We start from the raw sequence: 15,463 nt of genomic DNA, 5'->3' as shown, positions 1-15,463 counted from the left end.
CCGTGGCCCGTGTCGTCGTCGACGTCATGCCCAAGCCCGAGATCCTCGACCCGCAGGGCAAGGCCGTCGCCGGTGCGCTGCCCCGGCTCGGCTTCTCCGGCGTCCTGGACGTGCGCCAGGGCAAGCGGTTCGAGCTGGAGCTCGACGGAGAGATGACCCCGGCGCGACTGGAGGACGTGCGACGCATGGCCGAGACCCTGCTCAGCAACCCGGTCATCGAGGACTACGAGGTGCACGTCGAGGGGCCGGACGCGTGAGGGTCGGTGTCGTCACGTTCCCCGGCTCGCTCGACGACGTCGACGCGGCGCGCGCCGTACGCCTCGGGGGCCACGAGCCCGTCGCGCTGTGGCACGGCGACGCCGACCTCCACGGTGTCGACGCCGTGGTGCTGCCCGGTGGGTTCTCCTACGGCGACTACCTGCGCTGCGGGGCGATCTCTCGCTTCGCACCGGTCATGGAGCGGATCGTCGACGGGGCTCGCGACGGGCTGCCGGTGCTCGGCATCTGCAACGGGTTCCAGGTGCTGTGCGAGTCCCACCTGCTGCCGGGTGCGCTGATCCGCAACGAGCGCATGCAGTTCGTGTGTCGCGACCAGCGGCTGCGCGTGGAGAACGCGACGACGGACTGGACACGGGCGTACGCGCCGGGTCAGGAGCTGACGATCGTGCTGAAGAACGGCGAGGGGTGCTTCGTCGCCGAGGAGTCGGTGCTCGACGCGCTCGAGGGCGACGGTCGCGTCGTCGTGCGCTACGTCGGCGGCAACCCCAACGGGTCGCTGCGCGACATCGCCGGCATCACCAACGCCGCCGGCAACGTCGTCGGCCTGATGCCGCACCCGGAGCACTGCGTCGAGGACCTCACCGGCCCCGGCACGGACGGCCTGGGCTTCTTCACCTCGCTGCTGGAGAAGGTGGCCTCGTGAGCGGCGTCGACACCGTGAGCGTCGCGGCGGGCGACCCCGACCGCACGCAGCCGTGGGCCGACCTCGGGCTGAAGGCCGACGAGTACGCCCGGATCCGCGAGATCCTCGGTCGTCGGCCGACCGCCGCCGAGCTCGCGATGTACTCCGTGATGTGGTCCGAGCACTGCTCGTACAAGTCGACGAAGGTGCACCTGAAGCAGTTCGGCGACCTGTCGCACCAGATCCGCGCGCAGGAGCCCGGCGTCGGCCGGATGCTCGCCGGCATCGGTGAGAACGCGGGTGTCGTCGACATCGGCCAGGGCTACGCGGTGACCTTCAAGGTCGAGTCGCACAACCACCCCTCGTTCGTCGAGCCGTACCAGGGCGCGGCGACCGGCATCGGGGGCATCGTGCGCGACATCCTCGCGATGGGCGCCCGTCCGGTCGCGGTGATGGACCCCCTGCGCTTCGGGCCGCTCGAGGCCGAGGACACCGCCCGTGTCCTGCCCGGGATCGTGGCGGGCGTCGGCGGCTACGGCAACTGCCTGGGCCTGCCCAACATCGGTGGTGAGGTCGTCTTCGACGAGACCTACCTCGGCAACCCCCTGGTCAACGCCCTGTGTGTCGGGGTGCTGCGCCACGAGGACCTCCACCTCGCCAAGGCGTCCGGTGTCGGCAACCAGGTCATCCTGTACGGCGCGCGCACCGGCGGCGACGGGATCGGCGGCGTCTCGGTGCTGGCCTCGGAGACCTTCGACGCAGACGGCCCCGCGAAGCGCCCCAGCGTGCAGGTCGGCGACCCCTTCATGGAGAAGCTGCTCATCGAGTGCACCCTCGAGCTCTTCGGCGCCGGTCTCGTCGCCGGCATCCAGGACCTCGGCGGCGCCGGCCTCTCCTGCGCCACCTCAGAGCTGGCCAGTGCGGGCGACGGCGGCATGAGCGTCGAGCTCGACCGCGTGCCGCTGCGCGACTCCACGCTCAGCCCGGAGGAGATCCTCATGAGCGAGAGCCAGGAGCGCATGATGGCCGTCGTCGAGCCCGGCGACGTCGAGGCGTTCCTCGCGATCTGTGCGCGATGGGACGTCGAGGCCGTGGTCGTCGGGGAGGTCACCGACGGCGACCGCCTCGAGATCACCTGGCACGGGGAGACCGTCGTCGACGTGCCGCCGCGGTCGGTCGCCCACGACGGGCCGACGTACGAGCGTCCGTACGCACGACCCGCCTGGCAGGACGACCTGCAGGCCGACCGCGCCGAGTCGCTGCGCCGACCTGCAGGCGGCGAGGAGCTGCGCGAGACGCTGCTGCGTCTGCTCGGGTCCCCCAACCTGTGCGACCGGTCGTGGGTGACGGACCAGTACGACCGCTACGTGCGCGGCAACTCCGTGCTCGCCCAGCCCGAGGACGCCGGCATGGTGCGGGTCGACCCCGCCACGAACCTCGGCGTCGCGGTCTCCACCGACTGCAACGGCCGGTTCGCCAAGCTCGACCCGTACGCCGGGGCGCAGCTCGCGCTGGCGGAGAGCTACCGCAACGTCGCGACCACCGGTGCGCAGCCGCTGGCGGTCAGCGACTGCCTGAACTTCGGGTCGCCCGAGGACCCCGACGTGATGTGGCAGTTCGCAGAGGCGTGCCGGGGGCTGAAGGACGCCTGCCTCGCGCTCGGTGTGCCCGTCACCGGCGGCAACGTCTCGCTCTACAACCAGACCGGCGACACGGCGATCCTGCCGACCCCCGTCGTCGCCGTGCTCGGCGTCGTCGAGGACGTGACGCGGCGTACGCGCTCGGGGTTCGCCGCGGCGCACCAGACCGTGCTGCTGCTGGGTGTCACCGGGGAGGAGCTGTCGGGCTCGGAGTGGGCGCACGTCGTGCACGGTCACCTCGGCGGCACGCCGCCGCAGGTCGACCTGGGCGCCGAGAAGTCGCTGGCCGCCCTGCTCGTCGAGGCGGGGCAGGGTGGGCTGCTGGCCGCCGCGCACGACCTGTCCGACGGAGGTCTCGGTCAGGCACTCGCCGAGGCGTGCCTCCGCCACGAGGTCGGCGCCACGATCGACGTCGCCCGGGTGCACCCCGAGCCGGCCGTCGCGCTGCTCAGCGAGTCGACCGCACGCGCCCTCGTGGCCGTGGACACCGCGTCGCTGGACGAGGTCGAGCGGCTCGCCGGCGAGCACGGCGTACGCGTCACCCGGCTCGGCGAGACCGGCGGTGAGGAGCTCGTGGTGCGCTCGGGTGAGGACGACCTGTTCAGCGTCTCGGTGGAGCAGCTGCGGGCGACCTGGACCGCGACGCTGCCGGCCGTCCTCGGCTGAGGCGACCGGTCAGGACCAGCCGGCGAGCAGCCGCTGCCAGGTGGCGGTGTCCGCGACGCCGGTCTGGGGCAGTCCGCGACGCTTCTGGTAGCGCGTGACGGCGTTCATCGTGTCGAAGCCGAACACACCGGTGATCGGCACGGCGCGACGCGTCGCGTTCAGCGCGCGCTGCAGCCGCCACACCGCGGGACCGCCGGACCCGATCTTGACGACGTCCACCTCGGTGCGGTTCGTGCCGCGGGCGAGCAGCGAGACCCACGTGCGCCGGTTCGTCGTGCCGTCGGCACGCAGCCCGCGGTCGGTCTGGTAGCTCACGAGCGCGCTGGTCAGCCGGGGCAGGAACTCGGGGCGGATGCGGCCCTTGTAGTAGCCCGCGTGGCGCAGGTGGCACTGCATCGCCTCGACGCGCTCGTCGACGGAGCCCTGGGCGAGCCGCGGGTAGGTCGCGTGGTCGAGGCTGGTGCGGCACCGCTTGCCCTGGCGTCCCGGCCGCGTGCCCTTGCCGAGGTCGATCCAGTTCTTGTCGATGTGCATGCCGAGGCCCCCGTAGGTGGCCAGCACGTCCAGCTCGTACTGGTGCATCAGGCCCTTCGGCCAGTGGCGCTCGTCGCCGTAGGGGCCCAGCTCGACGTCGGCCTGCTTGTTGCCCCAGGCGAACCACAGCTGGTCGGGGCCGGCCCAGGAGGGGTCGGCGTCGAGACGTCGGCTGGCCGAGAGGATCGCGGCCGAGGCCGAGGAGTACATGCCGGCGACGTAGCCCGCGTCCCGGGTGGCCTCGGACCACGACTCGATGAAGGCGAGCGTGGACTTGTCGCAGCGCGTCTTGGAGCGGTCGTACCACTCGATGTCGAGCCACAGCGTCGAGCCCTTGGCGATGCCGAGCGCCTGCACGGCGGCCACGGACTCGGCGGACTCCTCCACGCCCTGGGCGCGGGCCTGGGCGAAGCCGCGGGTGCGGTTGTTGGAGATGCGCGCCCAGCTCTTGTAGCGATCCACCGGCGAGCACGCAGCCTGGCGCCCGACCGTGATCGGCAGGATGCGCCAGCCGGTCTGGGACTGACGGGCGACCCACTCGCGGGTGAGGTCCGGCTGGTCGGCGCAGTAGCGGTTGCGGCCCGAGGTGTAGACCCCGACCGCCTGGTACGGCGAGCTCTCCCACCAACGGTCCATCTCGGCCTGGGTGGGGGTCATGCACCGGTCGAAGCCGTAGCCGGTGAAGTCGCCCGGGTGCACGCTCACACCGGCAGCGCTGCTGGAGCCGGTGAGGCCGAGCGTGAGCCCGGAGGTCAGCAGGGCTGCGCCCGCCAGGGCGACGGCGCTCGTACGCGCGTGACGGAGGAAGCGTCGCAAGGAGGTCTCCAGAGATCGGTGCGGCGTGTGACGGGTGGGGCTCGAGTGGCAGACGTGACTGGCGTGACACGAACCGGAGCAGGCTAACCCGGTTGTCGGGCCCGTGGGTCGATGCGGGCGAAACGGTCGCGATCGCAGCGGTCCGCACAGTTCTCGGGCGGGCCTAGGCTCCTCGGGTGGCTTTCCGCGTACGCACCGCCGATCCCGACGAGCTCCGTGACGCGCTCGCTTCTCACCGTGCGGGCACGGCCGATCGCGCAGCGACGCGCACCTTGGTGAAGCACTTCCTCGCGGTGCTGGCGCAGCGCGCACCGGGTGCGGCGGTCGAGGTGCGGGTGCCCCCGTACGCCGCGGTGCAGTGCATTCCCGGCGTACGCCACACCCGTGGCACGCCACCGGCCGTGGTGGAGACCGAGGCCGCGACCTGGCTTGCGCTGGCCCTGGGGGAGACGAGCTGGGAGCAGGCGTACGCGGCCGGGCGGGTACGCGCCTCGGGGGAGCGCTCGGACCTCACGCCGTGGCTGCCGCTGGCGTGAGGGACTCGATCCCGACGCCCGATGGCGGAATCTGGACTGACCAATCGGTCAGTGACCGATGCGCCCTGTCTGATTCTCACCTAATGTCTGGTCAGGCCGTGACCGCCACCACAGACGCTCGTTGTCGGTAGCGGCACACACACGAGAACACGATGCGCCGCCACGCCCTCCGGGCAGCGGCTGCGCCGGGCAGGAGGCCCCAGTGACGCACGTGCAGGAGAACCAGGCAGCGGACCAGGCGCTCGAGGAGTCGCAGGAGCAGGTGCTCGACGCGCAGGCGCAGGCCGCCCTGGGCGTCAGCCGGCGGGGCTTCATGGGGTGGGTGGTGGCTGCCTCGACCGTGGTCGCGGCAGCCGACCTGGGTGCCGGGTGGCTCGGGTCCTCCGCGGACGCCGTCGTCCCCTCGCCGCCGCAGGTGGCCGAGCTCTACGACCTCAACGAGTTCCTCACCGATGCCGCGCGGCCGACGGCGAACCTCATCACCGTGAAGATCGAGCGCGACGGCACGGCCTCCTTCGAGCTGCCGCGCGCCGAGGTCGGCCAGGGCATCGTCACCTCCACCGCGATGCTGATCGCCGAGGAGCTGGACCTGCCGCTGGACAAGGTGGACGTCACGCTCGCGCCGGCGCGTCCCGAGCTGAACTTCAACCAGCTGACGGCTGCGTCCAACACCACGATCTCGACCTACGTGCCGATCCGCATCGCCGCCGCCGCCGCCAAGCTGGCGCTGGTGCAGGCGGCCTCGGACCTGCTGGGCGACGCGGTCGAGTCGCTGACCACGCGCGACGGCGTCGTCTCGGGCCCGTCGGGCTCGTTCTCCTACGCCGAGCTCACCACGAGCGCGGCCGCGATCGAGACGCAGGCGGTCAACGTCGTGCTGAAGAGCCCGGCGGACTTCCGCGTGATCGGCACCCCGCGTGGCCGTACCGACGCCCGTGAGGCGGTGACCGGCACCAAGGTCTACGCGATGGACAAGAAGGTGAAGGGCGCGAAGCCGACGATGGTGGCCCGCCCGCCGACGCTGAACGGCTCGCCGCGCAGGATCCGCAACAAGAAGAAGGTCCTGAAGATGCCGGGGGTCACCCACGTGGTGAAGATCCCGACCGGCGTCGCGGTGCGCGCGAAGACCTTCGGGCAGTGCATCGAGGCGATCCGCGCGCTGAAGGTCGACTGGAACCCCGGGTCGGTGGAGGGCCTGTCCGACAAGGACATCGTGCGTCGTCTGCGCAGCAGCGAGCTGCCCGTCCCCGACCTGCCGCTCGACGCGCTCCCGGGCACGAAGGTGATCGACAACCGCTTCACGTTCTACTTCAAGAGCAACTCCTCGCTGGAGCCCAATGGTGCGATCGCCGATGTGAAGCCCGGCCGGGCGCGCATCTGGGGTCCGTGCAAGTCGCCGATCGTGGCGCAGCAGGAGATCGCGAACGACCTCGGCATGCGCCAGGACCAGGTCGAGTTCACCGTCATGCAGGCGGGCGGCTCGTTCGGTCGCAAGCTGTTCTTCGACGCGGCGCTCGAGGCGGCACGGATCAGCAAGAAGATCGGCAAGCCGGTGAAGCTGATGTGGCACCGCGCCGACGAGCCCCGCCAGGGTCGTGCCCACCCCATGGCGATCTCGCGCGTGCGCGCCACGATGGTCGGCGACGAGGTGATCCAGTTCGACCAGCGCCACACCAGCGTCGAGACCGACTACCGGCACGGCCTGGGCGACATCATCTCCGCCACCGCGGCGAAGCTGCCTGCCGGCACCGGCAACCTCGGGTACGCCCAGACGGTCTTCGTCCTCACCCAGGAGGTGCCGTTCAACTTCGGTGCGGTCACCCAGCTGCTCGGCGAGACCGACCTGCGCTTCAACACCGGGTCGATGCGCAACATCTACTCACCCGACGTCCGCATGGCCGTCGAGCTGACGATGGACGAGATGGCGCGCGAGATGGGCATGGACCGGCTCGCCTTCCGCCGCAAGTTCGTGAAGGACGACCGCACCCGCACGGTGCTCAACAAGGTCGCCAAGGAGGGCGGCTGGGGTCGACGGCTGCCCAAGGGCGTGCACCAGGGCATCGCGATCCACAAGGAGTACAAGGGCGTCACCGCGGCACTCGTCGAGCTCGACATGCGTCCGCGCACCGTCGACCGCGACATCCGCGACGCCGTCACCGGGCCACGCGTACGCCGCGTCACCTTCGCCGTCGACGCCGGTCAGGTGGTCAACCCGAAGGGTCTCGAGGCCCAGATGATGGGCGGCATCAACGACGGCATCGCCATGGCGCTGACCTCCTCGATGCACCTGCGCAACGGGCGCTTCCTCGAGGCCAGCTGGGACAACTACTTCTACACCCGGCAGTGGAACACGCCGCCGCGCGTGGACATCCACATCATCGACACCGACATCGAGGAGCCGGGCGGTGCCGGCGAGGCCGGTGTCGCCGCGACCTGCTCGGCCGTGGCGTGTGCGTACGGGGCCGCGATCGGCCGCACGCCGACGTACTTCCCCATCAACCACCGCGACGAGATCGCCTTCAAGCCGAAGACGTTCGTGCCGCCGGTGCCGCCCTCGCCGAAGAACGGCCTGCGGTTCGCCCGCTGAGCCCCGCTGAGCCACTGTCACCGTCCCTCGAACTCGAACTCGAACTCTCAGGAAGCTGGAGGACACCGTGCCCAAGAAGCGCACGCTCCGCGTCAACGGCCAGAAGGTCACCGTCCGCGCCGGCAAGAACGAGCGCCTGCTGTGGGTGCTGCGTGACCGCCTCGGCGTCACCGGCCCGAAGTACGGCTGCGGCATCAACGTCTGCAAGGCCTGCACCTCGCACGTCAACGGCAAGGCCGTGAACCCGTGCTCGATCCCGGTCGGCAAGCTCGGCCCCCGCGACGAGATCACCACCATCGAGGGCCTGCCGAAGACCGTCGGCGGCGGGCTGCACCCGATGCAGCAGGCCTGGATCGACCACGACGTCTCCCAGTGCGGCTACTGCCAGCCGGGCCAGATCATGGAGGCGGTGGCGCTGGTCAGGCGCACCCGTGAGGAGCGGCGTCAGGTCACCGAGGCCGACCTCGACGCCATCCGCAACATCTGCCGGTGCGGCACGTACCAGCGCATCCGCGCCGCGATCAAGGACGGCGCCAGCCGGATGTGAGGCGACGCAGCGGTGCTGCGGAGCCGCTCCTGAACGACTCTTAGGGTGGTCGTCATGAGCAATGACACCACGCAGCGGCTCCGCGACGCCGTGACGGATCTCCTTCCCGGCGTACGCGCCGACCTGGAGGACCTCGTACGCATCCCGTCGGTCTCCGCCTCTCCCGCGCACGCGGGTGACGTGCAGCGGTCCGCGGAGGCCACGGCTGCGCTGCTGCGCGCCGAGGGGCTCGAGGTCGAGATCCTGACCGTCGACGGCGGCGCCCCGGCCGTGCTCGGCACCTCGCCCGCGCCGGACGGCGCGCCGACGATCCTGCTGTACGCCCACCACGACGTGCAGCCGGTCGGCGGCGAGGCCGACTGGGACTCCGCACCCTTCGAGCCGACCGAGCGGGGCGAGCGGCTCTACGGCCGGGGGGCAGCCGACGACAAGGCCGGCATCGCCGCGCACCTCGCCGCGCTGCGTGCCCACCGTGCCGTGCACGGCGAGCTGCCGCTCGGGGTGACCGTGCTCGTCGAGGGCGAGGAGGAGATCGGCTCGCCGACCCTGGCGGCGTTCCTCGAGGCGCACCGCGACCGGCTGGCCGCCGACGTCATGGTGATCGCGGACTCGACCAACTGGGACATCGGCGTGCCTGCTCTCACCACCGGCCTGCGCGGTCTCGCCGACTGCGTCGTGGAGCTGCGCACGCTCGACCACGCGGTGCACTCCGGCATCTGGGGCGGCCTGGTGCCCGACGCGCTGACGAGCCTCGTCCGCCTGCTGGCGACCCTGCACGACGAGACGGGCGCCGTGGCCGTGGCCGGCGTGGGCAGCTACCCGGCCGCCGAGGTCGACTACCCCGAGGAGCGCTGGCGCGCCGAGTCCGGGATCCTCGACGGCGTCGAGACCCTGGGGGAGGGGCCGGTCGTCGAGCGGCTGTGGACCCGACCGGCGATCAGCGTCGTCGCGCTCGACGCGCCCCGGGTCGCCGATGCGTCCAACACCCTGATCCCGGTGGCCCGCGCGAAGGTGTCGATGCGGGTGGCCCCCGGCGACGACGCCGAGGACGCCCTCGCGGCGCTCGTGCGGCACCTGGAACAGCACACGCCGTACGGGGCCGAGGTCACGATCACCCCCGGCGACACCGGGCAGCCGATCAGCATCGACGCCACGGGTCCTGCGTACGACGCCGCCCGCGAGGCGTTCGCCGACGCCTGGGACGGCACGCGGCCGGTCGACATGGGCATCGGCGGGTCGATCCCGTTCATCGCCGCGTTCACCGAGGCGTTCCCCGACGCGGCGGTGCTGGTGACCGGCGTCGAGGACCCCGACACCCGCGCGCACGGAGCGAACGAGGGGCTGCACCTCGCGGAGTTCGAGCGGGTCTGCCTCGCCGAGGCCCTCCTGCTGCAGCGCGTCGCCGACCTCTGACCCAGGCCGCCCCCCGCCTGACCCCGGCCCGAACGCCCGCGTACGCGGGCGTTCAGGTACCTGCGCGGGTCTGTACTCCCGCGTGAGTCCGGGAACACCCGCATACGCGGGCGTTCAGGAGCGGGCGGCGGAGGCGTCTCAGGCGTCGAGCACGAGGCGTACGGCCTCCCGCGCCTCGGTGGGGTCGCCCGCCTCGAGGGCAGCCTTCGCGGCCTCGGCGCACTGCGCGTCGGTGACCGAGGCCAGACGGGCACCCACGGGGCGTACGGCGGCCGCCGCCATCGACAGCGACGTCACGCCCATGCCGACCATGACGGCGGCGAGCAGCGGGTCGGCTGCCGCCTCGCCGCACACGCCGACCGGCTTGCCGGCCTCGCGCCCCGCCCGTGCCGTCATCTCGATCAGGCGCAGCACGGCCGGCTGCCACGGGTCGGTGAGGTGCGCGAGGTCGCCTGCCATGCGGTCGGCGGCCATGGCGTACTGGGTGAGGTCGTTGGTGCCGATGGACAGGAAGTCGACCTCGGCGAGGATGCGCGGGGCCAGCAGCGCCGCGCTGGGCACCTCGACCATCACGCCCGCCTGCAGGCCGTGCCCGCGCACCACGGTCGCGAAGTCGCGCGCCTCGGCGACGGTCGCCACCATCGGCGCCATCACCCAGGTCGGCGCGTCCGTGCGCGAGGCCGCGCCGGCGATCGCCTCGACCTGACGCTCGAGGAGCCCGGGGTCGGAGAAGGAGAGCCGCAGGCCACGTACGCCCAGTGCCGGGTTCTCCTCGCCCTCGTGCGTGGCGAAGGCGACCGGCTTGTCCGAGCCCGCGTCGAGGGTGCGGACGACCACGTGGTCGGCGTCGACGAAGTGCTCGAGCACGCGTGCGTACACGTCGGTCTGCTCGGCGACGTCGGGCTCGTCCTTGCGGTCCAGGAAGCACAGCTCGGTGCGGAACAGGCCCACCCCCTCGACCGGGGCCTGCGCTGCGGACGCCGCGGACGACGCGTCCGCGACGTTGGCGAGGATCTCCACGCGGGTGCCGTCGGCCGTACGTCCCGGGCCCGTCCACGCCTCGGCGGCCGCGCGCTGCAGCCGGTCGCCCTCGATGCGCTTCTCGGCCATCGCCGGGTCGGGGTCGAGCACGATCTCACCGGTCGTGCCGTCGACCATCACCGGCGTGCCGTCGGTCAGCTCCATGACGCCCGCGGCGGCGACGACGCACGGGATACCGAGCTGCCGGGCGATGATCGCGGTGTGGCTGGTGGGTCCGCCCCGCTCGGTGACGAGCGCGGCGACCAGGGTCGGGTCCAGGCCGGCGGTGTCGGCCGGGGCCAGGTCCTCGGCCACCATCACCGACGCCACCTCAGGGACCGGCAGGCCGGGCTCCGGCTGGCCGGCCAGCCGCGCCAGCAGGCGGCGGTTGATGTCGCGCAGGTCGGTCACCCGCTCGGCCATCAGTCCGCCCATCTGCGTGAAGAGCGTGGCGAACTGCTCGACGGCGGCCTCGAGCGCGTCCATCAGGTGGTGCCCGGCGACCAGGTTCTTGCGCACCGCGCTGCGCAGGCCCTTGTCGCGCACCAGTCCCGCGGTCGCGGTGAGCACGCCGGCGGCCGACCCGGAGGTCAGCTCGGCGCGAGCCAGGAGACCGGCGTGCACCGTCGCGACCGCCTCGTCGTACGCCTCGAGGGACGCCTCGAGATCCATGCGCGTCGCGCGGAACCGCTTCAGGGCGCGGACGTCGATCGCGGTGCGGACCACCAGGACCGGCGCGAGCGTCGTGCCCGGGACGACAGGCGTCCCGGTCAGTCGGCCTGTGTGGATCTCTGTGGACTCGTTGGGGTGCATGTCACATTTCTAGGCCCGAAACCCTTGACAGTCAACATCCCGGGCGGCAAAACTGCGAGAGAAGCCACAGAAAACCACGTGATCAGTCAGGAGCGGGCATGTACGCCGAGGAGCGTCAGAGCGCGATCGTCGAGGAGGTCGCCAGCGCCGGCCGCTGCGCCGTCGTCGACCTGGCCTCGCGCTTCGGCGTGAGCGCCGAGACCGTGCGCCGTGACCTGCTCATGCTCGAGCGGGGCGGTCACCTGCGACGGGTCCACGGTGGCGCCGTCGGCTCGGGCACACCCCTGGTCACCGAACGACCCGTGCCGGTCCGCACCGAGGAACGCGCCGCGCAGAAGCAGGCGATCGCCGACCGCGCCGTCGACCTGCTCCCCGCTGCGGGCTCGGTGCTGGTCGACGCCGGCACGACCACCGCGCGCTTCGCCGCGACCGTGCCCGCGACGGCGAGGCTGACGATCATCACCCATGCGCTGCCTGTCGCCGCCACGTTGGGCGAGCACGCCGGCTGCGAGCTGCGGCTCCTGCCCGGCCGCGTCCGCAGCACCACCCAGGCGGCAGTCGGCGCCGACACGGTCGAGGCGCTCTCGCGGTTGCGCGTCGACCTCGCCCTGGTCGCCACCAACGCGCTCGGCCTCGAGCAGGGCCTCACGACCCCCGACCACGACGAGGCGGCCACGAAGCGCGCCCTCGTACGCGCGGCACGCAAGGTCGTCGTGCTCGCCGACTCCACCAAGCTCGAGCAGGAGTCCACCGTGCGCTTCGCCGACCTCGCCGACGTCGACACGCTCGTCACCGACGCGGGCATCAGCGACGCGCTGGTCGAGCGTCTCGAGCAGGCCGGGGTGGAGGTGCTGGTCGCGTGATCATCACCCTCACCGCGAACCCGAGCGTCGACCGCACCGTCGACCTCGCCGGCCCCCTGGAGCGGGGCGCCGTGCTGCGAGCCACCGGTGTGGGCAGCCAGGCCGGCGGCAAGGGCGTCAACATCTCCCGCGCGGCCACGCAGGCAGGTGTCCCCACCGTCGCCGTGCTGCCGGCGGCCGAGCAGGACCCCTTCCTGACCGGTCTGCGCGGCGACGGCATCGCCTGCCGTGCGGTGCCGGCGGGGCCCGTCCGCGTCAACCTCACCCTCACCGAGCCCGACGGGACGACGACGAAGGTCAACACCCCCGGTGGGCCCGTCGACTCCCACCTCCTCGGCGCCCTCGCCGACGCCGTCGAAGAGACGCTCGAGACCACCCGGACGCGCCCGGGGCTCGACGCCGGACCGTCCTGGGTCGTGCTGGCCGGCTCCCTGCCGCCCGGTGCCCCGACCGACTGGTACGTCGACCTCGTCCCGGGTCTGCGCGACCGGGGCGCGTACGTCGCGATCGACACCAGCGACGCCCCGCTCGCGGCGCTGGGACGCGCGATCGCCGACCCGGCCCGCGCGGCCGCTGTGGCGCCGGACCTGCTGAAGCCGAACGGGGAGGAGCTCGCCGCGCTCGTGCGCAGCCTCGGTGGCACCGCGACCGGCGAGGAGCTCGAAGCCGACGCGTACGCCGCCGCCGCCGCCGCCACCCGGCTCCTCGAGCACGGCGTCGGTGTCGTGCTCGCCACGCTCGGCGCCCGCGGCGCCGTGCTGGTCACCACCGACGCCTCCGGCCGTACGCGCTCCTGGCACGCCACGCCGCCACCCACGACCGTGCTCAGCACCGTCGGCGCCGGCGACTGCAGCCTCTTCGGCTACCTGCGCGCCGCCCTTGAGGGCGGCACCCCGCCGGAGCGCCTGGCCTCGGCCGTCGCCTGGGGCGCTGCCGCAGCCGGGCTCCCCGGCACCACGATCCCCGCACCAGAGCAGGTCGACATCGACCTGGTCACCGTCCGCGAGCTCGAGCTCGCCACCACCCCGGGAGGGACCGCATGACAGACCTGATCACCCCGACCCTGGTGCGGCTCGATGCCGCGCTGGGGCACGACAAGCACGAGGTCATCCGTGCCCTCGCCGCGGTGGCGGGCGAGGCCGGACGGACCGAGGACGTCGAGCGCCTCGCCGCCGACGCCTTGGCCCGCGAGGAGACCTCGGCCACCGGCATGCCCGGCGGCATCGCGATCCCTCACTGCCGCACCGAGGCGGTCACCGAGCCCACCCTGGTCTTCGCACGGCTGGCACCGACGGTCGACTTCGGCGCCAAGGACGGCGCCGCCGACCTCGCGTTCCTGATCTGCGCCCCGGCCGGAGGCGGCCAGACGCACCTGAAGATCCTCACCCAGCTGGCCCGCTCCCTGGTGAAGAAGGACTTCGTCGAGGGCCTTCGTGCCGCGGCGACCCCCGAGGCCGCCGTCGCGCTGATCCAGGACGTCGTCACCATCCCCTCCGAGACGGGTGCCGCCGCGCCCGCCCCGGGCGCCCCGGCGGCGCCCGCCGTCCCCGCGCAGGCGAGCTCCGAGGTGCGCCGGCTGGTCGCGGTGACCGCCTGCCCGACCGGCATCGCGCACACCTACATGGCCGCCGAGGCGCTGGAGGCCGCCGCCGGGCGCGCCGGCGTACGCCTCGACGTCGAGACCCAGGGATCGGCCGGCGCCACGCCGCTGCCGCCCGAGACGATCGCGGCCGCCGACGCGGTGATCTTCGCTGTCGACGTGGGCGTACGCGACCGCGCCCGCTTCGCCGGGAAGCCCCTGGTCTCCTCCGGCGTCAAGCGCGCCATCGACGACAGCGACGGCATGATCAGCGACGCGCTGCGTGCCGCCCACGACCCGTCTGCCCGACGCGTCGAGGGGGGAGGCGGTGGAGATGCCGCCTCGACCGCGACCGGGGGCGGCGACAACGAGTCCTGGGGCGCACGCACCCGGCGGGTCCTGATGACCGGCGTCTCCTACATGATCCCGTTCGTCGCCGCGGGCGGTCTGCTGATCGCCCTGGGCTTCCTGTTCGGCGGGTACGAGATCACCGGTCCTGGCGTCGACATCGCGACCAACAACTCGCTGTTCAACCTGCCGGACGTGGCGGAGCTCGGCCTCGACCACGCGCTGTTCGGCAGCAGCCTGATGGCCTACCTCGGGGCGTTGTTCTTCGCCCTCGGAGCAGCCGCGTTCGGCTTCCTCGTGCCGGCTCTGGCGGGCTACATCGCGTACGCCATCGCGGACCGTCCGGGCATCGCACCCGGTTTCGTGATGGGCGCCCTCGCCGGCACGCTCTCGACCGGCTTCCTGGGCGGCATCATCGGCGGTGTCCTCGCGGGTGTGGTCGCGAAGTGGATCTCCGGCTGGAAGGTCCCGGCCTGGGCCCGCGGCCTGATGCCGGTGCTGGTCATCCCGCTGGGCGCCACGCTCATCACCGGGTTCGTGATGGTCGTCGTGCTCGGCCGCCCGCTCGCCGCCCTGATGCAGGGCCTCACCGACGGCCTGAACTCGATGACCGGCACCTCGGCGATCCTGCTCGGCGTCATCCTCGGCCTGATGATGGCCTTCGACCTCGGCGGCCCCCTCAACAAGGTGGCCTACACCTTCGCCACCACCGGCCTCGCCGCGGCGGCGACGGCCACGGACGCCCCGCAGCTCAAGATCATGGCCGCGGTCATGCTCGCAGGCATGGTGCCGCCGCTGGCGCTCGCCCTGGCGACCGTCGTCCGGCCCCAGCTGTTCAACCAGGCGGAGCGCGAGAACGGCAAGGCCGCCTGGCTCCTGGGCGCCTCGTTCATCTCCGAGGGGGCGATCCCGTTCGCCGCGGCAGACCCGCTGCGTGTCATCCCGGCGGTCATGCTCGGCGCCGGTGTCACCGGCGGCCTCTCCCAGGCGCTCGACGTCGGGCTGCGGGCGCCGCACGGCGGCATCTTCGTGCTGCCGTTCGCCGTCGACGGGATCCTCGGCTTCCTCATCGCGCTCGCCGTCGGCACCGTGGTCGCCGCCCTCGCCGTCGTGGCGCTGAAGTCGATGGGTCGTCGACCCGCGGCGGTCACGACTCCGGCGGCGCGCGAAGCCGTGGCGGTCTAGCGTCGGTGGCGGGCG

General features: G+C 72.7%; 12 protein-coding genes. 10 read left to right on the top strand and 2 right to left on the bottom strand.

Translation table 11 applies throughout. The features are described from left to right. The first annotated feature begins 2 nt into the window (after positions 1-2). Genes purS through purL form a run of 3 tightly spaced genes read left to right on the top strand, consistent with a single transcriptional unit; the run spans position 3 to position 3,207 of the window. Positions 3-257 carry a phosphoribosylformylglycinamidine synthase subunit PurS gene (gene purS / locus KLP28_04405; GenBank protein QWC85980.1) on the top strand — a complete coding sequence of 85 codons (255 nt, stop codon included), beginning with the start codon at positions 3-5 and terminating at the stop codon, positions 255-257. After that, positions 254-922: a phosphoribosylformylglycinamidine synthase subunit PurQ gene (gene purQ, locus KLP28_04400; protein QWC85979.1), complete on the top strand. Its 669-nt coding sequence runs from the start codon at positions 254-256 to the stop codon at positions 920-922. The genes purS and purQ overlap by 4 nt, the downstream gene beginning before the upstream one ends. Then, positions 919-3,207 (top strand): phosphoribosylformylglycinamidine synthase subunit PurL, encoded by a 2,289-nt coding sequence (purL, locus tag KLP28_04395; protein QWC85978.1) that lies wholly within the window; start codon positions 919-921, stop codon positions 3,205-3,207. Before purQ ends, purL begins: the two co-directional genes overlap by 4 nt. 9 nt (positions 3,208-3,216) lie before the next feature. Here purL and KLP28_04390 read toward each other — a convergent pair whose 3' ends face one another. Continuing rightward, positions 3,217-4,557, bottom strand: coding sequence for a DUF1906 domain-containing protein (locus KLP28_04390; protein ID QWC85977.1), 1,341 nt, complete (start codon positions 4,555-4,557; stop codon positions 3,217-3,219). A gap of 176 nt (positions 4,558-4,733) precedes the next feature. On the opposite strand from KLP28_04390, the gene KLP28_04385 reads away from it, so the two are divergent. From KLP28_04385 to KLP28_04370, 4 genes are all read left to right on the top strand, one after another. Further along, positions 4,734-5,093, top strand: a complete 360-nt coding sequence (locus KLP28_04385; protein ID QWC85976.1) for a hypothetical protein — start codon at positions 4,734-4,736, stop codon at positions 5,091-5,093. 313 nt (positions 5,094-5,406) lie between these two features. Then, entirely contained in the window at positions 5,407-7,680 is a 2,274-nt protein-coding gene (locus KLP28_04380) for a molybdopterin-dependent oxidoreductase (protein QWC86793.1), read from the top strand. A 67-nt stretch (positions 7,681-7,747) separates the two neighbouring features. Further along, the gene (locus KLP28_04375) at positions 7,748-8,227 is read left to right on the top strand and encodes a (2Fe-2S)-binding protein (GenBank protein ID QWC85975.1); all 480 of its coding nucleotides are present in this window, start codon (positions 7,748-7,750) and stop codon (positions 8,225-8,227) included. A gap of 54 nt (positions 8,228-8,281) precedes the next feature. Next, complete coding sequence (locus KLP28_04370; protein ID QWC85974.1) at positions 8,282-9,640, top strand: dipeptidase; 1,359 nt, start codon at positions 8,282-8,284, stop codon at positions 9,638-9,640. Between the two features lie 138 nt (positions 9,641-9,778). Here KLP28_04370 and ptsP read toward each other — a convergent pair whose 3' ends face one another. Then, positions 9,779-11,473 (bottom strand): phosphoenolpyruvate--protein phosphotransferase, encoded by a 1,695-nt coding sequence (gene ptsP / locus KLP28_04365; GenBank protein ID QWC85973.1) that lies wholly within the window; start codon positions 11,471-11,473, stop codon positions 9,779-9,781. A gap of 98 nt (positions 11,474-11,571) precedes the next feature. On the opposite strand from ptsP, the gene KLP28_04360 reads away from it, so the two are divergent. From KLP28_04360 to KLP28_04350, 3 genes are read left to right on the top strand one after another with little or no spacing between them, the layout of a single operon-like run. Next, positions 11,572-12,336: a DeoR/GlpR family DNA-binding transcription regulator gene (locus KLP28_04360; GenBank protein QWC85972.1), complete on the top strand. Its 765-nt coding sequence runs from the start codon at positions 11,572-11,574 to the stop codon at positions 12,334-12,336. After that, on the top strand, positions 12,333-13,379 hold the full coding sequence (locus KLP28_04355; GenBank protein QWC85971.1) for a hexose kinase: 1,047 nt from the start codon (positions 12,333-12,335) through the stop codon (positions 13,377-13,379). The genes KLP28_04360 and KLP28_04355 overlap by 4 nt, the downstream gene beginning before the upstream one ends. Beyond that, positions 13,376-15,448 carry a fructose-specific PTS transporter subunit EIIC gene (locus KLP28_04350; GenBank protein QWC85970.1) on the top strand — a complete coding sequence of 691 codons (2,073 nt, stop codon included), beginning with the start codon at positions 13,376-13,378 and terminating at the stop codon, positions 15,446-15,448. The genes KLP28_04355 and KLP28_04350 overlap by 4 nt, the downstream gene beginning before the upstream one ends. Positions 15,449-15,463: the final 15 nt, after the last annotated feature.

Source organism: Nocardioidaceae bacterium, assembly GCA_018672315.1.
GTDB lineage: Bacteria > Actinomycetota > Actinomycetes > Propionibacteriales > Nocardioidaceae > TYQ2.
Note: the sequence above shows the minus strand (reverse complement) of the source record. Positions and strands in the feature narration are given on the sequence as shown.

Coding starts and splice junctions, on each gene's coding strand:
- KLP28_04380 (QWC86793.1), top strand. CDS start 5,407: ATGGGGTGGGTGGTGGCTGCCTCGACCGTGGTCGCGGCAGCCGACCTG.
- KLP28_04370 (QWC85974.1), top strand. CDS start 8,282: ATGAGCAATGACACCACGCAGCGGCTCCGCGACGCCGTGACGGATCTC.
- ptsP (QWC85973.1), bottom strand. CDS start 11,473: ATGCACCCCAACGAGTCCACAGAGATCCACACAGGCCGACTGACCGGG.
- KLP28_04360 (QWC85972.1), top strand. CDS start 11,572: ATGTACGCCGAGGAGCGTCAGAGCGCGATCGTCGAGGAGGTCGCCAGC.
- KLP28_04350 (QWC85970.1), top strand. CDS start 13,376: ATGACAGACCTGATCACCCCGACCCTGGTGCGGCTCGATGCCGCGCTG.